At 67.8% G+C, this 25,337-nt stretch carries 23 protein-coding genes; 13 read left to right on the forward strand and 10 right to left on the reverse strand.

All coding sequences use genetic code 11. The features are described 5' to 3' along the window. The first annotated feature begins 269 nt into the window (after positions 1-269). Together A6B37_RS21265 and rimO are read left to right on the forward strand one after the other, a co-directional pair. Positions 270-533 (forward strand): helix-turn-helix domain-containing protein, encoded by a 264-nt coding sequence (locus tag A6B37_RS21265; RefSeq protein ID WP_102775269.1) that lies wholly within the window; start codon positions 270-272, stop codon positions 531-533. Between the two features lie 124 nt (positions 534-657). After that, positions 658-1,968 (forward strand): 30S ribosomal protein S12 methylthiotransferase RimO, encoded by a 1,311-nt coding sequence (gene rimO, locus A6B37_RS21270; protein ID WP_111826977.1) that lies wholly within the window; start codon positions 658-660, stop codon positions 1,966-1,968. Between the two features lie 16 nt (positions 1,969-1,984). Here the strand turns inward: rimO and A6B37_RS21275 are convergent, their stop codons facing one another. Next, positions 1,985-2,530 carry a ferritin-like domain-containing protein gene (locus tag A6B37_RS21275; RefSeq protein ID WP_102775261.1) on the reverse strand — a complete coding sequence of 182 codons (546 nt, stop codon included), beginning with the start codon at positions 2,528-2,530 and terminating at the stop codon, positions 1,985-1,987. A gap of 222 nt (positions 2,531-2,752) precedes the next feature. Between A6B37_RS21275 and A6B37_RS21280 the strand changes: the two genes are divergently transcribed. The 5 genes from A6B37_RS21280 to A6B37_RS21300 are packed head-to-tail and all read left to right on the forward strand — an operon-like array spanning position 2,753 to position 5,768. After that, the gene (locus tag A6B37_RS21280) at positions 2,753-3,340 is read left to right on the forward strand and encodes a TIGR00730 family Rossman fold protein (protein WP_102775260.1); all 588 of its coding nucleotides are present in this window, start codon (positions 2,753-2,755) and stop codon (positions 3,338-3,340) included. A gap of 26 nt (positions 3,341-3,366) precedes the next feature. Beyond that, entirely contained in the window at positions 3,367-3,933 is a 567-nt protein-coding gene (locus A6B37_RS21285; protein ID WP_111826848.1) for a hypothetical protein, read from the forward strand. Positions 3,934-3,965: 32 nt separating this feature from the next. Continuing rightward, the gene (locus A6B37_RS21290; RefSeq protein ID WP_102775258.1) at positions 3,966-4,592 is read left to right on the forward strand and encodes an HAD hydrolase-like protein; all 627 of its coding nucleotides are present in this window, start codon (positions 3,966-3,968) and stop codon (positions 4,590-4,592) included. A 16-nt stretch (positions 4,593-4,608) separates the two neighbouring features. After that, positions 4,609-5,235 carry a pyridoxamine 5'-phosphate oxidase family protein gene (locus A6B37_RS21295; protein ID WP_102775257.1) on the forward strand — a complete coding sequence of 209 codons (627 nt, stop codon included), beginning with the start codon at positions 4,609-4,611 and terminating at the stop codon, positions 5,233-5,235. Positions 5,236-5,252: 17 nt separating this feature from the next. After that, entirely contained in the window at positions 5,253-5,768 is a 516-nt protein-coding gene (locus A6B37_RS21300) for a class IV adenylate cyclase (RefSeq protein WP_111826849.1), read from the forward strand. A gap of 15 nt (positions 5,769-5,783) precedes the next feature. On the opposite strand, the gene fmt is transcribed toward A6B37_RS21300, so the two are convergent. Continuing rightward, positions 5,784-6,725, reverse strand: coding sequence for a methionyl-tRNA formyltransferase (fmt, locus tag A6B37_RS21305; protein WP_111826850.1), 942 nt, complete (start codon positions 6,723-6,725; stop codon positions 5,784-5,786). 158 nt (positions 6,726-6,883) lie between these two features. Beyond that, entirely contained in the window at positions 6,884-7,396 is a 513-nt protein-coding gene (gene def / locus A6B37_RS21310) for a peptide deformylase (protein WP_102775254.1), read from the reverse strand. A 225-nt stretch (positions 7,397-7,621) separates the two neighbouring features. Here def and dprA point away from each other — a divergent pair, with 225 nt between their 5' ends. The 3 genes from dprA (at position 7,622) to A6B37_RS21325 (ending at position 10,182) form a co-directional block, all read left to right on the forward strand. Beyond that, positions 7,622-8,734, forward strand: a complete 1,113-nt coding sequence (gene dprA / locus A6B37_RS21315) for a DNA-processing protein DprA (RefSeq protein WP_102775253.1) — start codon at positions 7,622-7,624, stop codon at positions 8,732-8,734. Between the two features lie 63 nt (positions 8,735-8,797). After that, positions 8,798-9,706, forward strand: coding sequence for a hydroxymethylglutaryl-CoA lyase (locus tag A6B37_RS21320; protein ID WP_102775252.1), 909 nt, complete (start codon positions 8,798-8,800; stop codon positions 9,704-9,706). Further along, positions 9,703-10,182, forward strand: a complete 480-nt coding sequence (locus tag A6B37_RS21325; protein WP_111826851.1) for a hypothetical protein — start codon at positions 9,703-9,705, stop codon at positions 10,180-10,182. Before A6B37_RS21320 ends, A6B37_RS21325 begins: the two co-directional genes overlap by 4 nt. 10 nt (positions 10,183-10,192) lie before the next feature. Here A6B37_RS21325 and A6B37_RS21330 read toward each other — a convergent pair whose 3' ends face one another. Together A6B37_RS21330 and A6B37_RS21335 are read right to left on the reverse strand one after the other, a co-directional pair. Further along, positions 10,193-11,209 (reverse strand): amino acid ABC transporter substrate-binding protein, encoded by a 1,017-nt coding sequence (locus A6B37_RS21330; protein WP_111826852.1) that lies wholly within the window; start codon positions 11,207-11,209, stop codon positions 10,193-10,195. 278 nt (positions 11,210-11,487) lie between these two features. Continuing rightward, positions 11,488-12,729 carry a PLP-dependent aminotransferase family protein gene (locus A6B37_RS21335; RefSeq protein WP_102775249.1) on the reverse strand — a complete coding sequence of 414 codons (1,242 nt, stop codon included), beginning with the start codon at positions 12,727-12,729 and terminating at the stop codon, positions 11,488-11,490. A gap of 197 nt (positions 12,730-12,926) precedes the next feature. Here A6B37_RS21335 and A6B37_RS21340 point away from each other — a divergent pair, with 197 nt between their 5' ends. Both A6B37_RS21340 and A6B37_RS21345 read left to right on the forward strand, forming a co-directional pair. Beyond that, entirely contained in the window at positions 12,927-13,646 is a 720-nt protein-coding gene (locus tag A6B37_RS21340) for a YggS family pyridoxal phosphate-dependent enzyme (RefSeq protein WP_111826853.1), read from the forward strand. Positions 13,647-13,788: 142 nt separating this feature from the next. Beyond that, positions 13,789-14,757 (forward strand): tripartite tricarboxylate transporter substrate binding protein, encoded by a 969-nt coding sequence (locus A6B37_RS21345; protein ID WP_111826854.1) that lies wholly within the window; start codon positions 13,789-13,791, stop codon positions 14,755-14,757. A 69-nt stretch (positions 14,758-14,826) separates the two neighbouring features. Here A6B37_RS21345 and A6B37_RS21350 read toward each other — a convergent pair whose 3' ends face one another. The 3 genes from A6B37_RS21350 to A6B37_RS21360 all read right to left on the reverse strand — a co-directional run bounded on the left by A6B37_RS21350 (position 14,827) and on the right by A6B37_RS21360 (position 21,472). Beyond that, positions 14,827-16,698 carry a DUF3857 domain-containing transglutaminase family protein gene (locus tag A6B37_RS21350; protein WP_111826855.1) on the reverse strand — a complete coding sequence of 624 codons (1,872 nt, stop codon included), beginning with the start codon at positions 16,696-16,698 and terminating at the stop codon, positions 14,827-14,829. 140 nt (positions 16,699-16,838) lie between these two features. Continuing rightward, positions 16,839-20,804: an FAD/FMN-binding oxidoreductase gene (locus A6B37_RS21355; RefSeq protein WP_102775245.1), complete on the reverse strand. Its 3,966-nt coding sequence runs from the start codon at positions 20,802-20,804 to the stop codon at positions 16,839-16,841. A 131-nt stretch (positions 20,805-20,935) separates the two neighbouring features. Then, positions 20,936-21,472 carry a YqaA family protein gene (locus A6B37_RS21360; RefSeq protein WP_102775244.1) on the reverse strand — a complete coding sequence of 179 codons (537 nt, stop codon included), beginning with the start codon at positions 21,470-21,472 and terminating at the stop codon, positions 20,936-20,938. A 69-nt stretch (positions 21,473-21,541) separates the two neighbouring features. Here A6B37_RS21360 and ilvA point away from each other — a divergent pair, with 69 nt between their 5' ends. Continuing rightward, positions 21,542-23,050, forward strand: a complete 1,509-nt coding sequence (ilvA, locus tag A6B37_RS21365; RefSeq protein WP_102775243.1) for a threonine ammonia-lyase, biosynthetic — start codon at positions 21,542-21,544, stop codon at positions 23,048-23,050. Positions 23,051-23,228: 178 nt separating this feature from the next. Here ilvA and A6B37_RS21370 read toward each other — a convergent pair whose 3' ends face one another. Together A6B37_RS21370 and A6B37_RS21375 are read right to left on the reverse strand one after the other, a co-directional pair. Continuing rightward, a complete protein-coding gene (locus A6B37_RS21370; protein WP_102775242.1) occupies positions 23,229-24,341 on the reverse strand; it encodes a porin in 1,113 nt (370 codons plus the stop codon). A 423-nt stretch (positions 24,342-24,764) separates the two neighbouring features. Beyond that, on the reverse strand, positions 24,765-25,148 hold the full coding sequence (locus A6B37_RS21375; protein WP_102775241.1) for a DUF4148 domain-containing protein: 384 nt from the start codon (positions 25,146-25,148) through the stop codon (positions 24,765-24,767). Between the last annotated feature and the right edge of the window lie 189 nt (positions 25,149-25,337).

Raw genomic sequence — 25,337 nt, forward strand, 5'->3', positions numbered from 1 at the left:
ATCCTTAATAAATAGGTATTTATAAGAATAAATGGACGCTATCACAAAGGTACCGATAGGTATCTTTAGACTGGCCAGCGGCCGCGTCTGCTCAGGGCAGACGCCCGCTCGCGCGCACGGGCCGATCGGCGGCGCCGTTGCGCGCCCCTCAGATGCGCGCCTACGGCAATGCCGTATAATCACGCCCTACCCCTCGTCGCCTTCCCCGGCACGACGGTCTGTATCCCTGGGCGGCCGCAGCCAGGCGCCGCCCGACCTTCGAACGAGTCATGAAAAAAGCAGCCCCACCGGCACATGCCGCCCGGTGGCAGCCGTCGCGCATCAGCGAAGCACGCAGCCGCGTCGGTCTGCCCCAGGCGGATTTCGCGGAACTGCTGGGCGTCAGCGTGCGTACCCTGCAGGACTGGGAACAGGGCCGCCGCAACCCTTCGGGCGCGGCCAAGACCCTGTTGCGCGTCGCCATCCTGCACCCGGAAACACTGCGCGACCTGCCGCCCTGGCATGCGGACGACACGAACACTACGGTGAACTAGATTGGAAATTCAGGAAAAATCCCGGGCCGGCAAAGGCTCCGTCAACGCTGACGTCAAGGCGCCCGCGAACGAAAGCGGCAAGCAACTGGGCGACGCGATCGCCGCGGCCGCCGCAGACGGCCGCGTGCCGCGCGTAGGGTTCGTGTCGCTCGGCTGCCCGAAAGCGCTGGTCGATTCCGAACGCATCCTGACCCAGCTGCGCACCGAAGGCTACCAGGTCACGCCCGACTACGATGACGCCGACGTGGTGGTGGTCAATACCTGCGGGTTCATCGACAGCGCCAAGGCGGAGTCGCTGGAAGCGATCGGCGAGGCGCTGGCCGAGAACGGCAAGGTCATCGTGACCGGCTGCATGGGCGTGGAGGAATCGGTGATCCGCGACGTGCACCCCAGCGTGCTGGCGGTGACCGGGCCGCAACAGTACGAAGAGGTCGTGCGCGCCGTGCACGAGGCCGCGCCGCCCAGGAAGGACCACAACCCCTACCTGGACCTGGTGCCGCCGCAGGGCGTGAAGCTCACGCCGCGCCACTACGCCTATCTGAAGATTTCGGAAGGCTGCAACCACCGCTGCAGTTTCTGCATCATCCCGTCGATGCGCGGCGACCTGGTCAGCCGGCCGGTGGGCGACGTGCTCAACGAGGCCGAACGCCTGGTCAAGGCCGGCGTGAAGGAACTGCTGGTGATTTCGCAGGACACCAGCGCCTACGGCGTGGACGTGAAGTACCGCAGCGGCTTCTGGAACGGCCGCCCGGTGAAGACGCGCATGACCGAACTCTGTACGGCCTTGTCGGAGATGGGCGTGTGGACGCGCCTGCACTACGTCTATCCGTATCCGCACGTGGACGAGGTGATTCCGCTGATGGCCGAAGGCAAGATCCTGCCGTACCTGGACATCCCGTTCCAGCACGCCAGCCCGCGCATCCTCAAGGCCATGAAGCGTCCGGCCTTCGAAGACAAGACGCTGGCGCGGATCAAGCGCTGGCGCGAGATCTGCCCGGACCTGACGATCCGTTCGACCTTCATCGTCGGTTTCCCCGGGGAAACCGAAGAGGACTTCCAGTACCTGCTGGACTGGATGCAGGAAGCGCAGCTGGACCGCGTAGGCTGCTTCCAGTATTCACCGGTGGAAGGCGCGCCCGCCAACCAGCTGGCCGACCCGGTGCCCGACGAGGTCAAGCAGGAGCGCTGGGAGCGCTTCATGGAGCTGCAGCAGTCCATCTCGGCCGCCCGCCTGAAACGCAAGGTGGGCCGCGAGATCGACGTGCTGATCGACGAAGTGGACGAGGACGGCGCCGTGGGCCGCAGCGCCGGCGACGCGCCGGAGATCGACGGCTGCGTCTACGTGAGCGCCGAGCGCCCGCTGAAGGCGGGCGACATGGTGCGCGCGCGCGTCACCGATTCGGACGAATACGACCTCTGGGCCGACGCCCTCTGACGGCGCGCGCCGCCGTTCAACGCTTGGCCAGGAAGTCCGACATGTCGTCGGCATGCTCCTCTTCCACGGCCAGGATCTCTTCAAGAAGGCGGCGCGTGGTGGAGTCCTGCTCGCCGATGTACTCGATCATCTGGCGATAGCTGTCGATGGCGATGCGTTCGGCGATCAGGTTCTCCTTGATCATGTCCACCAGCGTAGTGCCTTCGACGTACTCGGAATGGCTGCGGTCGAGCAGGCCCTTGGGCGACAGGTTGGGCTCGCCGCCCAGCTGCACGATGCGTTCGCACAGCCGGTCGGCGTGTTCCTGTTCCTGCGTGGCGTGTTCGGCGAATTCGGCGGCCACAGGTTCGGCGTTCAGGCCGCGCGCCATGAAGTAGTGGCGCTTGTAGCGCAGCACACAGACGATTTCGGTGGCCAGCGCCTCGTTGAGCAGCTTGAGCACGGTCTGCCGGTCGGCGCGGTAGGTGTCGGTGACGGCGCCGGATTCGATGTCCTGGCGGGCCTTGGCGCGTATGGCCTTGACGTCCATGTCGAACGGGCGGGTACGGGTTGCTTGTTCCATATCGTGGCTCCTCTTGGGTTAAGTGAAAGCGCTGCGACCTGGGGCTTCCAGTCGATCCGTAGCTCCCAGTCTACCGATCGTGGCGGAACATGCTGTGTCGAAACATTGCCTCTGGTCCCGAATACGGCGGCGGCCGGGGATGCTTCGGGAACCTTGCGTAAACTATGGGCTTCCCGAAAACCCGTGACGCAATCTGTAACGGGACAGCGTCGCCCGAACCCTATGACTCTGAAGAACATTTGCGTGTATTGCGGCTCCAACCCCGGATCGCGGCCGGACTACATCGAGCAGGCCCGCGTGCTGGCCAGGGAGCTGGTCAAGCGCGATCTGGGGCTGGTGTACGGCGGATCGGTGGTCGGCATCATGGGCGTGGTGGCCAATGAAGTGCTGGCCGGCGGCGGCCGCGTGATCGGCGTGATCCCGGAACTGCTGCAGAAAAAGGAACAGGCGCACCGGGGCCTGACCGAGCTGCACCTGGTGCAGAGCATGCACGAGCGCAAGGCCATGATGATGGAGAAGGCCGATGGATTCATCGCGCTGCCCGGCGGCGCCGGCACGCTGGAAGAATTCTTCGAGGTCTGGACCTGGGCGCAGCTGAACATGCACCAGAAGCCCTGCGGCCTGCTGAACACGGCGGGCTATTACGACGCGCTGGTCCGGTTCGTGGACCACGCCGTCGACGAGGAATTCATCCGCCCCCAGCATCGCGACATGCTGGTGGTGGAATCCGACCCCGCCCTGCTGCTGGACCGTTACGCCATCTACGAGCCGCCCAACGTCTCGAAGTGGTTCGACCCGGTCAAGGCCTGACGCCCCCATTCATGGAAGCTCTTGCGATGTCCCCCGCTACATTGCCCCCCGCCAGCACCGAATCCGTCTTGCGCGACTATTTCCACGCCAAGGACGAGAACCGCCCGCACTACATGGCGCGCGCGTTCGCACCGGACGCGGTGCTGAAGATGGCGCTGCGCACGCAGGCCATCGCCTTCCCGCCGGAATCGCATGGCCTGGCGGCCATCGCCGACACGCTGGTGCGCAAGTTCGGCCAGACCTACGACAACGTCTACACCTTCTATCTGTCGCGGCCCGAGGCCGGCGCGCAGCTGCCGGGCTACCGCTGCGACTGGATCGTCGGCATGACCGAAAAGGCCAGCGGCAACGTGCGCGTGGGCTGTGGCCGCTATGACTGGGAATTCCAGCCGCAGCCCTACCGCGCCTCCAGCCTGGTCATCACCATCGAGACCATGGTGACGCTGCCCGCCACCGACGCCGACGCGGTCTTCGGCTGGCTGCTGGCGCTGGACTATCCGTGGACCGACGCGGCCCGCGTCGTGGCCGGCGCCCCGCCGCTGGAAGCCCTGGCGCCGGTCGTGCACTACCTCCTCCACCCCGACGGCGTTTGACGCCGGCGCCGGACGCGCACTGGACCCTGCACTTGAAATACGACCTCGCCGCTTTCGACTTCGACGGAACCCTGGCCGACACCATGCCCTGGTTCAATTCCATCCTCAACACGGTGGCCGACAAATACGGCTTTCGCAAGATCGACGCCGCCGAGCGCGACCAGCTGCGCCACCGCGAGGCCGCCGAGATCCTGAAGTACCTCGGCATTCCGCTGTGGAAGCTGCCGGCCATCATGGCCCACGTGCGCACGCTGATGCAGGAGATCGACCCCAGCGTGCAGCTGTTCGACGGCATCCCGGACGCGCTGGCGCGGCTGAAGGCGGCCGGGCTGCGCCTGGCCGTGGTCAGCTCGAATTCCATCGAGAACGTGCGGCGCGTGCTGGGCGAGCAGACCGCCGCGCTGTTCGACGATTTCGAATGCGGCACCGACCTGTTCGGCAAGTCCGCCAAGATCGACCGCCTGCTCAGGCAGCACGGCACCGCGCCGGAACGCTTCCTGCTGGTGGGCGACGAAATGCGCGACATCGACGCCGCCCGCAAGGCGGGCGTGCGCGTCGGCTCCGTCGCCTGGGGTTATAACCACGTCGAGGCGCTGCGCGAGCGCAGCCCCGACGAGCTGTTCCTGACTGTCGCCGACCTGCCCGCCACCCTGGCCTGAACCGGAGCCCATCGCCATGCATCTCGATCCCGCCCACCTGATTTCCGACGCCGCCGCCCTGAAGGACCTGTACGGCGAGCCCGGCGAGGCCTCGATCAAGAAGGAAGTGGATCACGTGCATCCGCACTACCGCGCCTTCATCGAAGCCGCGCCCTTCGCCATGGTGGCGACGGCCGGCCCCGGCGGGCTGGACGCCTCGCCGCGCGGCGACCCGGCCGGCTTCGTGGTGGTGGAGGACGAAAAGACGCTGTTGCTGCCGGACCGCCGCGGCAACAACCGCATCGACACGCTGCGCAACGTGCTGGCCGATCCGCGCATCGCCCTGCTGTTCCTGGTGCCGGGCGTGGGCGAGACGCTGAGGGTCAACGGCACCGCGCGCATCAGCGTCGAGCCGGCCCTGCTCGCCCGCTTCGAGATGGACGGCAAGCTGCCGCGCTCGGTGCTGGTCATCGACGTGCAGACCGTGTTCTTCCAGTGCTCGCGCGCACTGCTGCGCTCGAAGCTGTGGGACCCGCAGACGCAGGTGCCGCGCAGCGCGCTGCCCAGCACCGGCCGCATCCTGGCCGACCTGTCGTCCGGCACCATCGACGGCGTGGCCTACGACCGCGAGCTGCCCGCGCGGGCGGCCAGCACCCTGTACTGAAACCCGGCAGGCTCCGCATGGCGCGCAATGTCGAGATCAAGGCCCGGGTGCCCAGCCTCGCGGCCATCGAACCGCTGGCGGCGGCGCTGTCGGGCCAGGAGCCCACGCATATCGCGCAGGACGACACCTTCTTTGCCTGCGCCCGGGGCCGGCTGAAGCTGCGCGCCTTTGCCGACGGCTCGGGCGAACTGATTTTCTACCGCCGCAACGACGAAACCGGGCCCAAGGAAAGCTTCTACATCATCACGCCGACCGCCGCGCCCGACGCGCTGCGCGAAACGCTGGCGCTGGCCTACGGCGCGATCGGCCGCGTGCGCAAGCAGCGCCTGCTGTACATCACCGGACGCACCCGCATCCACCTGGACCGGGTCGAAGACCTGGGCGAATTCCTGGAATTGGAAGTGGTGCTGCGCGACGGCGAAACGGTGGAGGCCGGCATGCAGGAGGCCCGCAGCCTGATGCAGGCGCTGGGCGTGGCGCCCGAGCATCTGGTGTCCGGCGCCTATCTGGATCTGCTGGCCGGCCAGCCCTGACGGCCGGCCGCGGATTCAGGCGAGCTGCCAGCCGCGCACGAACACGTCCACGGGCTGGCGCTTGCCGCCCGCCTTCTGCAATTCGAGCAGACGCAGCACGCCGCGGCCGGTGGCGATGTCGACGCCGGCGGCGTCCGCGCGCAGCACGCTGCCGGGTTCGGCCGGGCACGTCTCGTCCAGCGCCTGGGCGCGCCACACTTTCACCGGATCGGCCAGGCCGGGCAGGCGGATGCTGGCGCCCGGCACCGGGTTGAAGGCGCGCACCCGGCGCGCCAGCAGTTCTGCCGGCTGGGCGCAGTCCAGCGCGGCCTCGGCCTTGTCGAGCTTGGCCGCGTAGGTGACGCCTTCATCGGGCTGCCTGCGCGGGGTCAGTGCGCCCCGCGCCAGCGCCGCGAGCGCGTCGACGATGGCCTCGCCGCCGGCCTGGGCCAGCGCGTCGTGCAGCTGCGCCGCATTGGTGTCGGCGGTGATCGGCACCACGCGCTCGAGCAGCATGTCGCCGGTGTCCAGGCCCTGGTCCATCTGCATGATGGTCACGCCGGTCTGCGCGTCGCCGGCCTCGATGGCGCGCTGGATGGGCGCGGCCCCGCGCCAGCGCGGCAGCAGGCTGGCGTGGATGTTCAGGCAGCCCAGGCGCGGCAGGTCCAGCACCCACTGCGGCAGGATCAGGCCATAGGCCGCCACCACCATCACGTCGGGCGCCGCTTCCTGCAACAGCGCGCGCGCCTGCGCGGCCTCGTCGGGATAGCGGCCGTCCAGGCGCAGGCTGCGCGGCTGCGCCACCTCGATGCCGGCGTCCAGCGCCGCCTGCTTGACGGGGCTGGGCGTGAGCTTCAGCCCGCGTCCGGCCGGACGGTCGGGCTGGGTCATGACCAGGGGAATTTCGTGGCCGGCGGCCCGCAAGGCGTCGAAGGCGATGCGGGCGAATTCCGGCGTGCCGGCAAAGACTAGGCGCATGGGAATTGGAAAAGAATGAAACAGGGGCTCAAAGAATAGCGCTTCCGCGCATGCAGATGCCCTGCCCGATCCGGGGCGCCGCGGAGCCGGCTTCGCCGGTCCGCCAGCGCCGCCCCCTTGAGGGGGCCCGCGCAGCGGGTAGGGGGTGGGCCTATCCGTTAGGCTCTCAGCGCTTCGCGCTCGGCCTTTTTCAGCTTCGTTTTAATGCGGTTCTGCTTGAGGTTGGACAGGTATTCGACGAACACCTTGCCTTCCAGGTGGTCGAGTTCGTGCTGCACGCAGACGGCCAGCAGGCCGTCGGCTTCGAACTCGAAGGGCTTGCCGTCGATGTCCAGGGCCTTGCAGCGGATGCGCGAGGCGCGCTCGACTTCATCGTAGATGCCGGGCACCGACAGGCAGCCCTCTTCGTAGACCTTGTAGTCGTCGCTGCGCCAGGTGATCTCGGGGTTGATCAGGACCAGCAGCTGGTTGCTTTCCTCGGAGACGTCGATCACCACGACGCGCTCGTGCACGTCGACCTGGGTTGCGGCCAGGCCCACCCCCGGCGCGTCGTACATGGTTTCGGCCATGTCGCGCACGAGCTGGCGGATGCGGTCATCGACCTCGGCGACCGGCTTGGCCTTTTTGTGCAGGCGCGGGTCCGGGTAGCGAAGAATAGGAAGTAAAGCCATTGAAAAGGGGGAGCCTGGTAATGATGCTGAGTAAGAGTTTAATTCATTAGAGTCTTGATTTCTAATAGTTTTCGCCTAATTTCAGGATTGGCGGGATTGCCGCGTCCCCGGTTGCCGGCGCCCCGCCGGCGCGCAATTCCGTCCACCCGGCGCGGCCGGCGCGCGCGCCCATGCGGCACCGCATGCGACACTCACGCACCGAATCATCCTGCACGCGCCCGCGACATGCCGCTCACGCAATCTTCTTCCGAACTCGCCGCCTGGCTGCGGTTGTCCCTGGAGCCGGGCGTCGGTTCCGCCACCGCCTGCACGCTGCTCAGCGCGCTGGGCCTGCCCGAGCAGATCTACGCGCAGCGCGCCACGGCGCTGGCGCGTCATCTGCCCGAGGCGCTGGCGCGCCAGCTGGCCGCGCCGATGCCGGCCGGGATGGCCGCGCAGGTCGAGCAGGCGCTGGAATGGGCCGCCGCCCCCGGCCGCTACCTGGTGACGCTGGCGGACCCGACCTATCCGCAAAGCCTGCTCACCATCGCCGACCCGCCCATCCTGCTGTACGTGGCCGGCGACCCGGCGTTTCTGCAAGGGCCTTCGCTGGCCGTGGTGGGCGCGCGCAACGCCACGCCGGGCGGCTGCGACAATGCGCGCGCCTTCGCGCGCCACCTGGCCGCCCACGGCTGGCGCGTGGTCAGCGGGCTGGCGCTGGGCATCGACGGCGCGGCCCATGAGGGCGCGCTGGAGGCCGGCCCGGACGGCGCCGGCACGGTGGCCGTGATGGGCACCGGCATCGACCGCATTTATCCCGCGCGCCACCGCGAGCTGGCGCACCGCATCGCGGCGCACGGCGCGCTGGTGTCCGAGCTGCCGCTGGGCACCGGCGCGCAGCCGCAGCACTTTCCCAAGCGCAACCGCATCGTGGCGGGGCTGGCGCGCGGCGTGCTGGTGGTCGAGGCGGCCAGGCAGAGCGGCTCGCTGATCACCGCGCGGCTGGCCGGCGAAAGCGGGCGCGAGGTGTTCGCCATCCCCGGTTCGATCCATTCGCCGCTGTCGCGCGGCTGCCATGCGCTGATCCGCCAGGGCGCCAAGCTGGTGGAGACCGCCAGCGACATCACCGACGAACTCGGCGGCGGCCCCATGCCCGCGGCGCGCGGCACGCAGGCCGCGCCCGCCGCGCTGCCGGACCATCCCGTGCTGGACGCGCTGGGCTTCGATCCGCTGCACCTGGACGCCATACAGGCCCGCTGCGCGCTGTCCACCGGCGAGCTGCAGGCGCAACTGCTGGAACTGGAACTCCAGGGACGGATCGCCAGGCTGGACGACGGCCGATACCAGCGCCTGAAGTAGGCGCTAATATTGAACGGTCGCGCCGCCACACGGCGCCCATTGCACCCCGGAACAGGAACACACATGGCTTTGCCCTCCCGCGTAAAGATCGTCGAGGTGTCGCCCCGCGACGGCCTGCAGAACGAAAAGGAATTCGTGCCGACCGACATCAAGGTGGAACTGGTCGACCGGCTCAGCGCCGCCGGCTTTCCGAATGTGGAAGCCGCGTCCTTCGTGTCGCCCAAGTGGGTGCCGCAGATGGCCGACGGCGCCGACGTGATGGCCCGCATCCAGCGCCGCCCCGGCACCATCTATTCGGTGCTCACGCCCAACATGAAGGGTTTCGAGGGCGCGCGCGCCGCCGGCGCGGATGAAATCGTGATCTTCGGCGCGGCCAGCGAGGCCTTTTCGCAAAAGAACATCAACTGTTCCATCGCCGAATCCATCGCCCGTTTCGAACCCGTGGTGCAGGCCGCGCGCGAAGCCGGCATCCGCGTGCGCGGCAGCATCAGCTGCGCGCTGGGCTGCCCGTACCAGGGCGAGGTCCCGGTCGAGGCCGTGGTGGACGTGGTGCAGCGCTACCTGGCCATGCAGGTCGACGAGATCGACGTGGCCGACACCATCGGCGTGGGCACGCCCAAGCGCGTGCGCGAGGTGATGGCCGCCGTGACGCGGGTGGCCGATCCGGCGCGCGTCTCCGGCCATTTCCACGACACCTACGGCCAGGCGCTGGCCAACATCCTGGCGGCGCTGGAGACCGGCATTTCCATCTTCCACACGTCGGTGGCCGGCCTGGGAGGCTGCCCCTACGCCAAGGGCGCCACCGGCAACGTGGCCACCGAGGACGTGCTGTACATGCTGCGCGGCCTGGACATCGACACCGGCGTGGACTTCGACGCCGTGGTCGATATCGGGCAATGGATGTCGGCCCACCTGAACCGCAAGGGCTCCAGCCGGGCCGGCAACGCCATTGCCGCGAAACGGGCGGCATGAGCGCTTCGACTGGCGCACCCGCTCCCGAAGACCGCGCGGCGCTGCTGCGCGCGATCGGCCCGCTGCCGCTGTCGGGGCAGGCATGGCCGGACTGGGTGCGCATCCTGACCTGGGTGATCCTGGCCGTGCTGGGCGTGCAGGTGGTGACCACCGCCATCCGCGCGCCTTCGCAGCCCTACGACACGCTGTTGATGGTGGTGGTGGCGCTGTGCTTCCTGGGGCTGCTGTTCGTGTCCTGGCACATGCAGACCTCGATCACCACCATAGACGAACGCGGCCTGCGCCAGACCTGGTTCACGCGCCGCGAAGTGGCCTGGGAAGACGTGCGCTACGCGCGCTTCGTGCCCATGGTGTTCTCCAAGCGCCTGGTGGTGTTCACGCATCGCGGGCGGCCGATGATCTTCCAGGGCGGCACGCGCGAACTGCGCGCCGCCTTCATGAAGATCGCCGAACTCTACCGCCATCCCGGCGCCTGAAGGCGCCGCGTCAGCGTATCGGCAGGGCGTACATCAGCCCGCCCTGCGTCCATTGCGCGTTCAGGCCGCGCTGGATCTTCAGGGGGCTGCCCTGGCCGACGTTGCGCTCGAAGCTCTCGCCGTAGTTGCCCACCTGCTTGATGATGTTGTATGCCCACTTCTCGTCCAGGCCCAGGTTCGCGCCGCTGCCGGGGGTCACGCCGAGGATGCGCTTGATGTTGGGGTTGGCGCTCTTGGCCTGCTCGTCCACGTTCGCGGACGTCACGCCGTATTCCTCGGCCTCGATCATGGCCGACAGCGACCAGCGCACCACGTTCAGCCAGGCATCGTCGCCCTGGCGCACGAACGGGCCCAGCGGCTCTTTCGAGATGATCTCGGGCAGCACGACGTAGTCGTCGGGATTCTGCAGCTTGGAGATGCGGATCGAGGCCAGGCCCGAGGCGTCGGTGCTGAAGACGTCGCAGCGGCCCGCCGCGAAGGCGTTGACCACCTCGTTGAAGGTTTCGATCACGACCGGCTTGTAGCTCACGTTATTGGCGCGCGCCCAGTCGGCCAGCGTGTTCTCGTTCGAGGTGCCGGTCTGCAGACAGACCGTGGCGCCGTTGATTTCCTTGGCGCTTTTCACGCCCAGCGACTTGGGCACCAGAAAACCCTGGCCGTCGTAGAAGTTGATGCCGGCGTGGATGATGCCCAGCGCGGTGTCGCGCTGCTGCGTCACGGTGGTGTTGCGGGTCAGCACGTCGACCTCGCCGGATTGCAGCGCGGTGAAGCGCTGCTGCGAGTTCAGCGGCACGACCTTGATCTTGTTGGCGTCGCCGAATACGGCCGCGGCGATGGCGCGGCACAGGTCCACGTCCAGCCCCTGCCACTTGCCCTGCGCGTCGGGCGCGGAAAACCCGGCGAAGCCGGTCGTCGTGCCGCAAGCCACCGCGCCGCGCTGGCGCACCACGTCCAGCGTGGCCGCCTGCGCGCCTTGCGCCGCCGCCATCAGGAGCGCCGCGCCCATCAAACCTTTTGCTATCTTCATGAGTTGTTTCCTGTTGTTCTGACCTTGTCGCACGCCGATGCCGGCTGGCGTTGGCAGATGGGTTACGCGCGTTCGATGACGGGGTTCTTGCCCGGGCACGCTCGCGCTGCACCCATCCTACGGTCCGGTCATCGTAGGATGGGTGCAGCGCGAGCGTCCTTGACCAGGAACACGAATATCAAGCGCGCGTAACCCATCGGCCGGCGCCCGCCGGCAATCAACAAGCTTATAGGCATGAAGCCCGCGCGCCAAACAACCGGCGCTTATTTCGGTATGCCTCAGGCCGCCAGCGAGATCGAAACCGGCTCGTTGGCCTCGCAGGCCTGAAGCGCGCGGCCCAGCCGCTGCATGCCCTGCGCGATCTGGGTTTCGTTCATGGTGGCGAACGACATGCGCATGGCGTGCAGGTCGGCCTGGGCGGGATCGGCATAGAACGCCTTGCCCGGCACGTACACCACTTCGTGTTCGATGGCGTAGGGCAGCAGCCGGGTGGCGTCGACCTCGCCGGTCAAACGCGCCCAGAAGAACATGCCGCCCTCGGGCTTGCTGAACGTGATCCGGCCGTCCAGTTCTCGGGCCAGGGATTCGGCCATGGCGTCGCAGCGCTGGCCGTAGGCGGCGCGGATGCGCGGCACGTGCTCGGCATAGCGGCCGTTGGCCAGGTACTGGGCCACGACTTCCTGTATCCAGGCCGAGGAAGCCATGTCGTCGGCGGCCTTGGCGCCGACGCAGCGGCGGCGGACCTCGGCCGGCGCGACCAGCCAGCCGATGCGCAGCGCCGGCGCCATGGTCTTGGACATGCTGGCCAGGTACACCGCCCAGTGGCGCGCCTCGCCTTCGGCCAGGGCCGCGATGGGCGGCACCGCCTCGCCGGCGAAACGCAGTTCGCTGTAGGGATCGTCCTCGACGATCAGGAAGCGGTGCTTGACCGCCAGCTCCAGCAGCCGCAGGCGGCGCTGGCGCGTCAGCGTGGCGCCGCAGGGATTGGAGAACGACGCGACGACGCAGACGATCTTGGGCTTGACCTGCGCGGCCAGCGCGTCCAGCGCGTCCACGTCGATGCCTTCGGGCCCGGACGGCACGGTGTGCACGGTGGCGCCGGTGTAGCGCAGCGCCTGGACGGAATTGGGGAAGGCGGGCGATTCGATGATGGCGTGGTCGCCCGGTTGCAGCATGACGCGGCTCAGCAGCGCCAGCGCCTGCTGCGAGCCGCCGGTCACGGCCAGCTCGGTGTCGGCGTCGCAGACCAGGCCGCGTTCGGCCGACAGGCGCGCCAGTTCATGGCGCAGGCTGGCCTGCCCGTCGATGTTGGAATACTGCAGGCAGGCGCCCAGGCGCGCCATGACCTGGGTCGAGGCGATGGTAAGACCCTCGATGTCGAACAGTTCCTGGGCCGGATAGCCGCCCGCCAGTGAAATGGTGCCGGGCCGCATGGCGTATGGCATCAGCGAACGGATCGGCGAGGCCGGCGGGTTGCAAAATGGCTGGGCAAAAGCGTATTCGGGCGCTGCGCTGGACATGGCGGAGGGACGGGGAAAGGGCTGAGGGGCCGTGCCGCAAGCGGCGCCGGAGGGCATAAAAGATTGAAATATAAACAAATATCTGCAAATTCTAAGCCTGCCGATTACGCAGGGTCAACGGCGCGGCCGGCCCCGTGGCGCAAGCCTTGCGCGCGGTCCTACACTATGAGGCGTTTCCGTTTCCGCAAGAGAGCTGCATGACCGCCGTAGACACCATGGCCGGGCGCCTGGCCCGTATCCAGCAACGCATCGCCGAGGCCTGCGCGCGCGCCGGCCGCCCGCCGGAAAGCGTGACGCTGCTGCCCGTCAGCAAGACTTTCGGCGTGGAAGCCATCCGCGAGGCCATGGCGCTGGGGCTGAGGCGCTTCGGCGAAAACAAGACGCAGGAGATCCGGCAAAAAGCCGCCGCGCTGGCCGGCGAGGGCCTGCAATGGGTGCTGATCGGCCATCTGCAGACCAACAAGGCGCGCGACGCCGCGCGCGACGCGGCCGAGGTGCAGTCGCTGGACCGCGTGGAACTGGCCGAGGCCCTGCACCGGCGCCTGCAGAACGAGGGCCGGGTCCTGGACGTGCTGGTGCAGGTCAAGACGTCCTCCGAGCCCAGCAAGTACGGCATGGCGCCGGCCGACGTGCCGGCCTTTCTGCGGCGGATCGCGGCCGACTTCCCCACCCTGCGCGTGCAAGGGCTGATGACGCTGGCCGTGAACTCGCCGGACCCGGCCGAGGTGCGGGCCTGTTTCCGTGCCCTGCGCGAGCTGCGCGACCGCTTGCGCCAGGACCCTATCCCCGGCGTCGGCCTGGACCGGCTGTCGATGGGGATGAGCGGGGATTTCGAGCTGGCGATCGAGGAAGGCTCGACCGAGGTGCGCATCGGCACGGCCGTGTTCGGCGCCCGGACCTACCCCGATCCGCAGTGATCCGCGCCGGGCATGGGTTTTTTTCCGGTTTGTTTGCGCAAGCGCAAGGCATAATGGCGGCGCAAGAAAAAGCGGCGTGAATTCGACGGCGACCAAGGCTGCGACCGCCGCGCTTTAGCCCTTCCGCACAAGGAGACACCCCATGCACAAGCCCATGAAGCGCCTGCTGGCGCTCGCCGCCCTGACCCTGGCCGCCGGCGCGGCCAGCGCCCAATCCTGGCCCACCCAGCCCGTGCGCTGGATCGTGCCCTACCCGGCCGGCGGCGGCACCGACGTCGTGGCCCGCACCGTCGCCAGCAGCCTGGAAAAGACGCTGGGCCAGACCATCGTGGTCGAGAACCGCCCGGGCGCCGCCACCATCATCGGCGCCACCGCCATCGCCCAGGCCGAACCGTCGGGCTATGTGGTCGGCACCGCCGACTCCGGCACCCTGGCCTTCAACTCGTCGCTGTACGCCAAGCTGTCCTACGATCCGGCCAAGTTCACCTATATCGGCGGCATCGCCAAGTTCCCGCTGCTGCTGGCGGTGAACGTCAATTCCCCGTACAAGACGGTGGACGAGGTGCTGGCGGCCGCCAAGAAGGAACCGGGCAAGCTGACGGCGGCGTCGGCCGGCGCGGGCTCGCCCCACCACCTGGCGCTGGAGCTGTTCAAGCAGCGCACCGGCGCCGACGTGCTGCACGTGCCCTACAAGGGCGCGGCCCCGGCCATCCAGGACCTGCTGGGCGGCCAGGTGGACCTGATGTTCATCGACCTGGCCGCCGGCCTGCCCAACGTCAAGGCCGGCAAGCTGCGCGTGCTGGCGGCCGCCACGCCGGAGCGCCTGCCGGTGCTGCCCGACACGCCGACCATGGCCGAGCAGGGCGTGGCCAATTTCGTCGCGTACGCCTGGCAAGGCCTGGTGGGCCCGGACGGCCTGCCGGCCGACGTGGTCAAGAAGCTCTCGGCCGACCTGGACGCCACGCTCAAGAGCCCGGCCGTGTCCCAGAAGATGCTGGACATGGGCGTCATCCCCATGCCGCTGTCGGCCCAGGAATTCAAGGCCTACGCCGAGCAGGAGCGCAGCGCCTGGGCGGACGTGATCAAGAAGGCGGGCATCAAGCTCGAATAAGCCGGCTTTTCGCAGGCAATGAAAACGCGGCCCTTGCGGCCGCGTTTTTTTACTTGGGCGCGGGCGCGCTCACCGGTCCGGCGGCGCGACCGTCATGCGCAGCGACGCCACGCACTGCCTGCCCTGTTCGATGGCCTGGCCGAAGGCCTCCGACGTGATGTCGGCGTGGCTGAACCAGCCCACCTTCCTGAGGCTGCGGTAGCGGTAGCGATAGTCCGACCCGGCCGGCGCGCCTTCCAGGTCCACGTCGATCCAGGGCGAACGCACGCGGCAGCGCAGCGCCGGCGCATCGCTTGTGGCGCCGGTCAGCGTCACGTCATGGGACAGGACCTCCGGCGCGCCGAGATAGATGTCCGCCAGCTGGCCCGTGCGGCGATAGCGCGCGAAGAATTCCCAGTCCTCGGCCAGCGCGGACTGCGTGCGCACGTACCCGGCGCCGGCCCGTTCCAGCGCCTGCAGGTCCACCAGCGTGGCGTCGATGCGATAGACGGGCGGCATCACGAAGCCGCTGGCCGGACGGCGCAGGCTGCAATCGCGGTTTTCGGGGGCAAAGCTGCGGCACAGGACCTGGTCCATCGCCGTCGTGCCCGCTTGCCGGTCGCCCAGGCTCAATTGCACCGCCGCCATGCCGGCCAGATCCACCGAGGCGCGGACCTCGGCCTGCCCGTCCTGGAGGAAGCGCTCGCGGCGGGTGGCGGCGAAGCTGGGCATCGGCCGCTCCAGCGGAATGTCCTCGCGCCGCATGCGGCCCTGGGCGTCCATGACGAAGGCCCAACGCTGCTGGATGTCGGGCATGATGAAGTCGGGCACGAAGACCGGATTGGTCGGGTCCAGCCACCAGGTCTTGCCCTGCACGCGGGCCCGCACGACCGAGTGGTTGGGCGCCGCCATGCCCGGCAGCAGCACGCTCGGGGCCACGGCGCCGCGTACCACCAGGGCGGGCTCGGCCGCGATGCCGGCCGCGCGCAGCATGGCGGTCAGCAGCACGGTCAGGTCTTTGCAGTCGCCGTAGCCGCGGCGCTCGATCTCGTCCAGCGTGAACGGAATGAACCCGCGTTCGCTGCCGCGCCAGTCGGCCAGGTAGCGGTAGCGTTCGTGGATGTGGCGCATCAGGCCGGCCACGGCCTGCTGCGGCGTCTTGCCGCGCTGCGCCTGGACGGCCTGGGCGGCGGCCGGCGGCAGCGGCGCCGACAGGATCTCGTTGTAGCGCGCGGCGAACGGGCCGAAATAATCCTGCAGCCCGGCGGCGCTGCCGATCTCCAGGCGCGGGGGCCGGCGCAGATAGCCGTTGTCGGATTCATTGACGTAGGCGTGGTAGTACGGCGTGGTTTTCAGCGCCACGGTGATGCGCCTGGCGTCGGGCGACGCCTCGATGCGATAGTCGTCCATGGCCTCGGCGCGCCAGACCATCGGACGGCCGGCGCTGAACTCGGCCCGGAAGCGGTCCTGGCGCACCTGCGCCGGCGTCAGATTGAGCCGGTAATGGAATTGCGTGGCCTGCGCGATGCCGGCGGAACGTTCCCGCAGCGTGAAGACGATGGTGCTGCCCACCCGCAGATTGCGAAAGGCCAGCGAGGTCTGCTTGAACCGCAGAAAGCCCTGGTCCGGATTGGGCGCCATGCGGGTGTCGATCTGTTCGTCGGCCAGCGGCGCCGGCGGCTCGCCCGGCTGGATCAGCTCCGCGCGCAAGACTTCCAGGCTGTCGGTCTCCGGATAGCTGCGGTCGATGCGCGAGACCACGTCGCGCCCGGCCGGCGTCAGAATGGTGTACCGGTAGGTGCTGACGCACTCGGTGCTGTTGTCCTCGCCGAAGCGGCACTGGAGTTCGGCCTCGCCGGCCAGCGGCGCTTCGGACATGGGCTGCAGGGCGGCGCCGGCAGGCAGGCTGGCCGCGGCCGCCAGGGCAGCGGCGAGGATGGTGGTTCTGGAAGAAGCGGGCATGGCGCAATACGGGTGTCCGAACTCAATAATGAGAATCGATTTTATTTAAAAACGAATCTCAACATGAAGCCGGGCCGCGCCGCATTGCGCCCCGTCAATGAACGCGCCCGGCGCAATGCCGCCGGGCGCGTGTGTCCGACTTACACCAGCACGCGCTCGATGCCGCCCGCGTTGGCGCGGCGGACGTAGTCCTCCATCCAGCTTTCGCCCAGGATGTGGCGCGCCATCTCGACCACGATGTAGTCGGCGTCCATGCCGGTGTCGCCCTGATAGCGCGACAGGCCCTGCAGGCACGACGGGCACGAGGTCAGCACCTTCACGTCGCCCGTGAAACCGTCGCTACGCAGCGCGGCGTCGCCCTTGAGCAGTTCCTCCTGCTTGCGGAAGCGCACCTGCGTGGAGATGTCCGGCCGGGTGACGGCCAGCGTGCCGGATTCGCCGCAGCAGCGGTCGCTCTTGACCGCGCCCTCGCCCACCAGCGCGCGCACGGTCTTCATCGGCTCCTGCAGCTTCATGGGCGTGTGGCAGGGGTCGTGGTACATGTAGCGCACGCCCTTGGCGCCTTCGAGCCTGATGCCTTTTTCCAGCAGGTATTCGTGGATGTCGATCAGGCGGCAGCCGGGGAAGATCTTGTCGAACTCGTAGCCGGCCAGCTGGTCGTAGCAGGTGCCGCAGCTGACCACCACGGTCTTGATGTCCAGGTAGTTCAGCGTGTTGGCGACGCGGTGGAACAGCACCCGGTTATCGGTGATGATCTGCTCGGCCTTGTCGGTCATGCCGTTGCCGCGCTGAGGATAGCCGCAGCACAGGTAGCCCGGCGGCAGCACGGTCTGCACGCCCGCATGCCACAGCATGGCCTGGGTGGCCAGGCCGACCTGCGAGAACAGGCGCTCCGAGCCGCAGCCCGGGAAGTAGAACACCGCTTCCGTGTCGGCCGTGGTGGCCTTGGGGTCGCGGATGATGGGCACGTAGTTGGCGTCTTCGATGTCCAGCAGCTTGCGCGCGGCCTGCTTGGGCAGCCCGCCCGGCATCTTCTTGTTGACGAAGTGCACCACCTGCTCGCGCAGCGGCGGCTTGCCGACCGTGGCCGGCGGCGCCGACGTCTGCTTCTTGACCAGGCCCGAGAGCAGGTCGTGCGCGGCGCGCTGCACCTTGTAGCCCACGCCCACCATCGCCTTGCGGGTGGCGTTGATGGTGGCCGGGTCCTTGGCGTTCAGGAAGAACATGGCGCTGGCCGTGCCGGGATTGAAGGACTTGCGGCCCATGCGCCGCAGCACGGCGCGCATGTTCATGGATACGTCGCCGAAGTCGATGTCGACCGGACAGGGGTTGTAGCACTTGTGGCAGACCGTGCAGTGGTCGGCCACGTCCTCGAATTCTTCCCAGTGCTTCAGGCTCACGCCGCGGCGGGTCTGCTCTTCGTACAGGAAAGCCTCCACCAGCAGCGAGGTCGCCAGGATCTTGTTGCGCGGCGAATAAAGCAGGTTGGCGCGCGGCACGTGCGTGGCGCACACCGGCTTGCACTTGCCGCAGCGCAGGCAGTCCTTGATGGATTCCGAGATCGCGCCGATGTCGCTTTGCTGCATGATGAGCGACTCGTGGCCCATCAGGTTGAAGCTGGGCGTCCAGGCGTGGCGCAGGTCGGCGCCGGGCATGAGCTTGCCGGCGTTGAAGTGGCCGTTGGGGTCCACGCGGCGCTTGTATTCCTGGAACGGCGCCAGTTCGGCGTCGGTCAGGAATTCGTACTTGGTCAGGCCGATGCCGTGCTCGCCGGAGATCACGCCGTCCAGGTCGCGGGCGATCTGCATGATGCGCTCGACGGCCTGGTGGGCCTCCTGCAGCATCTCGTAGTCGTCCGAGTTGACGGGGATGTTGGTGTGCACGTTGCCATCGCCGGCGTGCATGTGCAGCGCGACGAACACGCGGCTCTTGAGCACGCGGCCGTGGATGGCGATCAGCTCGTCGACGATCTTCTTGTAGGCCGCGCCCGAGTAGGTGCGCTGCAGCCCGGCCAGCACTTCGGCCTTCCAGGACACGCGGATGCTGCGGTCCTGCACCACGTCGAACAGGCGCGCGCCGGGCTGGGCCGCCACGCGGTCCGACAGCGTGGCCTGCAGTTCGCCCATGCCCAGGCCGTGCAGCTCGGGCAAGGCCTGCGCCAGCGGCATGTCCAGGTTGTCCAGCAGCCACTGCCAGCGGCGGCGTGCGCCGGCCAGCAGCTCCAGCGCCTGGCGGGTGCGCTCGGCCAGCGCCTCGGCGCGGGTGTCCGCGATGTCGGTCTCGCTGTCGTCGGCCTTGCCCACCGGCAGCGGCGTGCGCAGATAGGCCTCCAGCGCGCCCAGCAGCTTGAGCTTGTTGCGGGTCGAGAGCTCGATGTTGATGCGCTCGATGTGATCGGTGTATTCGCCCATGCGCGGCAGCGGAATCACCACGTCTTCGTTGATCTTGAAGGCGTTGGTGTGGCGCGCGATGGCGGCGGTGCGCGAGCGGTCCAGCCAGAACTTCTTGCGCGCTTCGGGGCTGACGGCCACGAAGCCCTCGCCGTGGCGGGTGTTGGCCAGGCGCACGACCTCGCTGGCCGCCGCGGCCACCGCGTCCTCGTCATCGCCGACGATGTCGCCGATCAGGACCATCTTGGGCAGCACGCCGCGCTTGCTCTTGGTGGCGTAGCCCACGGCGCGCAGGTAGCGTTCGTCCAGGTGCTCCAGACCGGCCAGGATGGCGCCGCGCGCGCGGCCCTCGCCGTCCAGGTAGCCCTTGACCTCGACGATCGACGGGATCGCGTCGCGCGCCTGGCCGAAGAATTCCATGCAGACCGTGCGCGTATGGCGCGGCATGCGGTGCAGCACCCAGCGCGCCGACGTGATCAGGCCGTCGCAGCCTTCTTTCTGGATGCCCGGCAGGCCGGCCAGGAACTTGTCGGTGACGTCCTTGCCCAGGCCTTCCTTGCGGAACACGCGGCCCTGGATCTCCAGCGTCTCGGTCTTGAGCAGGCGCTCGCCCGGCTTGCCGCGGCCGTCGAACCACTTGAGTTCGAAGCGGGCCACGTCCACGTCGTGGATCTTGCCCATGTTGTGGTCGAGGCGGCTGACTTCGAGCCAGTTGCCGTTGGGGTCGACCATGCGCCACCAGGCCAGGTTGTCCAGCGCGGTGCCCCACAGCACGGCTTTCTTGCCGCCGGCGTTCATGGCGATGTTGCCGCCCACGCACGAGGCCTCGGCCGAGGTCGGGTCGACGGCGAAGACGAAGCCCGCCGCCTCGGCGGCCTCGGAGACCCGCTTGGTCACCACGCCGGCGCCGGCATGGATGACCGCCACGGGCTCGGTGAGCCCGGGCAGGATACAGGACTCGACCTGGCCCAGCTTGTCGAATTTCTCGGTGTTGATGACGGCCGACTTCCAGGTCAGCGGAATCGCGCCGCCGGTATAGCCGGTGCCGCCGCCGCGCGGGATGATGGTCAGGCCCAGCTCGATACAGGCCGTGACCAGCGCCGCGACTTCGTCTTCCGAGTCCGGCGTCAGCACCACGAAGGGATACTCCACGCGCCAGTCGGTGGCGTCGGTGACGTGCGAGACCCGCGACAGCCCGTCGAACTTGATGTTGTCGCGCGCGGTGATGCGGCCCAGCGCCTTCTGCGCCTGCTTGCGCATCATGGCGGTCTGGTCGAACTCGCCCTCGAAGGCGGCGATGGCCGAACGGGCCCGCGCCAGCAGGCCGACGACCTTCTCGTCGCGGTGCGGGTCGTGGCCGGCCTCGGCAGGCACGTCGGGCTCGCGGCGGCGGTCGATCTCGGCCAGGCGGTGATGCAAGGCTTCGATGAGCTGCTTGCGGCGCTTGGGGTTGTCGAGCAGGTCGTCCTGCAGATAGGGATTGCGGCGCACCACCCAGATGTCGCCCAGCACCTCGTACAGCATGCGGGCCGAGCGTCCGGTGCGGCGTTCGCCGCGCAGGTCGGTCAACAGGCTCCAGGCATCGTCGCCCAGCAACCGGCCGACGATCTCGCGGTCGGAGAACGAGGTGTAGTTGTAGGGGATTTCGCGCAAGCGCGCGGGTGCTGCGGGCGGCATCGCCCCGTTCAAGATGTGGCTAGCGAGTGGGGCGTTCATGGCTGCAAGAGGGGCCCGTAAAAAAACATTTTATGCCATCGTTCATGTCTGTCCCTGAATACCCCCAGGAACGGGCATGGAACCGCGGAAAATCCGAAATAATGCGCCCCCTATTTATCGGGACGCCGGCGCTAGATCTGCCCCGGGAAAAACCACAGCAGGCTGGCCGTCATGACCAGATAGCGCAGGAACTTGCCGATGGCCATGTAGAGCACGCAGGGCCAGAAGGGCAGCCGCAGCCACCCCGCCACCGCGCACAGCGGATCGCCCACCGCGGGCAGCCAGGACAGCAGCAGGGCCGGCGGGCCCATGCGGTGGATCCAGTCGTGGGCCCGCTCGTTCCAGCGCCCGCGCATGCGTCCGCTTTCGGTGGCGTCGGGGTGCGGATGGGGGTGTTTTTCCTTCCAGCGCTGCACGGCGCGCTCGGCGCCCAGCCCCATCGCGTAGCTGATGGCCCCGCCTATGGTGTTGCCCAGCGTGGCCACCAGCACGGCCGGCCAGAACATGTCGGGCGCGAGCTTGATATAGCCGAACACGGCCGGCTCGGAGCCCATCGGCAGCAGGGTCGCCGACACCAGCGAAACCGTGAAGATCGCGGACAGGCCGACCGAGGGCAGCGCCAGCACCCCCAGCATCCAGTGAACGGCGGACAACAGACTTTCTTCCATAGTGGGGCGAGTGTAGCCGCGCCCGGCCGTCTGCAATAATCTCCCCCACTTCCCTACTCTGCACGCTCCATGTCCACCGATTACCTGAAACGCATCCTGACTTCCAAGGTTTACGACGTCGCGGTCGAATCCCCGCTGGAGGCGGCCCCGCTGCTGTCGCAGCGGATTTCGAACACGGTCCTGCTCAAACGCGAAGATACCCAGGCGGTGTTCAGCTTCAAGCTGCGCGGGGCGTACAACAAGATGGCCAACCTGAGCCCGGCGGCGCGCAGCCGCGGCGTGATCGCTGCTTCCGCCGGCAACCACGCGCAAGGCGTGGCGCTGGCGGCCAGCCGGCTGGGCTGCCGGGCCGTCATCGTCATGCCCACCACCAGCCCGCAGGTGAAGATCGACGCGGTGCGCCGGCTGGGCGGCGAGGTGGTGCTGGCCGGCGAGAGCTTCTCCGACGCCTACGCGCACGCGCAGGTGCTGGAAAAGAAGGAAAAGCTGACCTTCGTCCATCCCTTCGACGATCCCGATGTCATCGCCGGCCAGGGCACGGTGGGCATGGAGATCCTGCGCCAGCATCCCGGCCCGATCGACGCCATCTTCGTGGCCATCGGCGGCGGCGGCCTGATCGCGGGCGTGGCGGCCTACATCAAGCAGCTGCGCCCGGAAATCAAGATCATCGGCGTGCAGACCGAAGACTCCGACGCCATGCTGCGCAGCGTGCGCGCGGGCCGGCGGGTGCAGTTGAACGACGTGGGGCTGTTTTCCGACGGCACGGCGGTGAAGATGGTGGGCGCGGAAACCTTCAAGCTCACGCGCCAGTACGTCGACGACTTCGTGGTGGTCAATACCGACGCGATCTGCGCAGCCATCAAGGACGTGTTCCAGGACACGCGCAGCGTGCTCGAGCCGGCCGGCGCGATGGCGGTGGCCGGCGCCAAGCAATACGCGGCCGAGCAGAACCTGAAGGGCAAGACCCTGGTGGCCATCGCCTGCGGGGCCAACATGAATTTCGACCGCCTGCGCTTCGTGTCCGAACGCGCCGAAGTGGGCGAAATGCGCGAAGCCATCTTCGCCGTCACCATGCCCGAGCAGCGCGGCAGCTTCCGCCGCTTCTGCGAACTGGTGGGCGAGCGCAGCGTCACCGAGTTCAACTACCGCATCTCGGATTCGGACCGCGCGCACGTCTTCGTCGGCATCCAGGTGTCGTCGGCGGCCGAGCCGGACAAGATCGCGGCCAATTTCCGCCGCCACGGATTCGATACGCTGGACCTGACGCATGACGAAATGGCCAAGACCCACCTGCGCCACATGGTGGGCGGACGTTCGGCGCTGGCGCGCAACGAACTGCTGTACCGCTTCGAGTTCCCGGAACGCCCGGGCGCGCTGATGCGCTTTCTGAACGCGATGAATCCGGACTGGAACATCAGCCTGTTCCATTACCGCAACCAGGGCGCCGACTACGGCCGCATCTTGATCGGCATCCAGGTGCCGCCGGCCGACAAGAAGCAGTTCCGCAGCTTCGTGGCCGAACTCGGCTATCCGCACTGGAACGAGACCGACAACCCGGCCTACAAGCTGTTCCTGTAGCGGGCGGCGCGCGCCTCGGCGCCGCGGCGAAAAAACGAGAGGGCCTCCTTGCGGAGGCCCTTCCCTTTCCTGCTCCAGATACGTCCGGCCCCAACCTGGGAGGGGGGTTCGCTGTCACTCGGCGGCCCGCGGAGACGGGCCGCGCATTCAGCAAGGTATCGGCCGGACGTACTGTCGCTCAGAAACGGTGGCGCACGCCCACCGCAACAGCGGTGTCGGTCGCATCGCGCTGGAACGCGTAGTTGTCGCCGTAGGAGGCGTACGCGTACAGGTTGGTGCGCTTGGAGAGGTCGTAGGTGTAGCCCAGGCTGTAGACGTTGAAGGTCGCGTCGTCGCCGGTCAGCCTGTCGTTGCTGGGGGTCGCGCGCTGCCACGAGCCGAACACGGCGTGGCGGCCCAGCGGCACGGTCGCGCCGATCATGTACGAGTTGGCGCGAAAGCCATCGGCCAGCTTGAACGTGCCCAGCTTCTCCATGCCGTCCGGCGTGGTGCCCATGTTCTGGCCCACGAACCAGCCGTCGCGGGTCTGGCCGAACGCCGCGGCCAGCTTCACGACTTCGAAGTCATACGAACCGCCGACGATGTATTCCTGGATGCGCGCGGACGACTTGCCGCCGGCGCTGTCGTTGGACGGGTTGAAGCGGTCGTACGCGGCGGCCAGGTTCAGCGGGCCGTTGACGTACTGGATGCCGGCGGTCAGCACGCGGTTGTTGTTGCCGCTTTCGAAGCCGGTCTGCTTGCTGTCCGTGACCGTGTCATCGGCGCTGAACGAGTAGCCCACGCCAACCTTGAAGCCGCCCATGCTGGGGGTCTGGTACAGCACCATGTTGTCCAGGCGCATCGTGTTGGCGCTGCCGAACGTGGTGCCCATGTTGGCGGTGTTGTAGCTGATCGAGAACGGGTCGATCGAACCGAAGTACTTGGACGCCAGGTTGGTCTGGCGGCCGAATTCCAGACGGCCCCAGCTATCGCTGTCCAGGCCGACGGTGGCCTGGCGGCCCCAGAGGCGGCCGTTCTGCAGCGAGTTGCCGTTCATCGGGCCGAAGCCGCCTTCCAGCGTGAAGACGGCGCGCAGGCCGTCGCCCAGGTCTTCCGTGCCGCGCAGGCCGAAACGCGAGCCGCTGCTCACGCCCTGCACGCCGCCGAAGCGGCTTTGCGCATGGCCGTCGAACTTCACTCTTTCGTAGCCGACGCCGGCGTCGATCAAGCCGTACAGCGTCACGGAGTCGGCGGCCTGCGCTGCGCCGGCAAAGCCGGCCAGCAGCGTTGCGGCCAATAACGTCTTCTTCATATAAGTCCCCAATATGGCGAGATAAAGGCAAATCGCAAACCCACCACGCAAGCGGGCCGGAATTTGCGTGCCGCGGCAGGCCGCGGCGCATGCACTGAAGCTAGTGTCCTGCCTGCGCCAATTCGAAGTAACCCGGATTTCGAAGAACAACTTTCCATGGTTGGAATAATGGCCGGCGCCGCCGGTCAGGCGATTTCTGGAAACCGCCGCTAACGCACTGATATCAAATGTGAATCATTGCACGCATTCGGAAAACGACCGTCCTGGACATTGTTGGCGCGCCCAGGCCGACCCACAACAGTTGTCGCGGCCGCCGTCCAATTCCGATGCGCGCGCGCAACACTATCGATCCGCGCGCGCCAAAGAAAAACCCCTCGGCCTGCATGCGCGAGGGGTTCTCGACGGCCTTGCGGCGCGAGCGGCTTACTTGCCTTGGGGCGGGTAATCCAGTTCGCCGAAGGTGTATTCGCCGCGCGCCTTGGCCTCGGCCAGTTCCTGGCGGACCTGCTCGCGGGTCTTGCCGGCCGATTGCGACACGGCGGCCTTGGGCGGGTAGTCCAGCTCGGCCGAGGTCACCTGGCCGGCGGCCTGGGCGGCTTGCAGTTCCTGTTGGACCTGCTCGCGCGACATGCCGCTGCGCTCGGCGGCGACAGGCGGGTAATCCAGTTCACCGAACGTGACCTGGCCGGCGGCCTTGGCGGCCTGCAGTTCCTGTTGGACTTGTTCACGCGTCTTGCCATCGGCGTGAGCGGCGGACATGCCTACCAGCGTGGCGGTAACCATAAGGGCGGTAGCTAGGGCTTTCATTGAGACGACTCCATCCTAAACCTTGCACACCGCAGGCGCCAGGCTGGCGCCGCGATATGACAATTTGATTGCTGGGACGAAGTATCTGGCGATTGCGACCTAGTAAAAACCCTTAATTTGGCGAACATATTTTCATGAACGGGATAATTCCTGGCTATCGCCGGCCAAACCCGATCAATTTTTGCACAA

This window comes from Achromobacter sp. HZ01 (assembly GCF_003267925.1).
Classification (GTDB): domain Bacteria; phylum Pseudomonadota; class Gammaproteobacteria; order Burkholderiales; family Burkholderiaceae_B; genus Achromobacter; species Achromobacter pulmonis_A.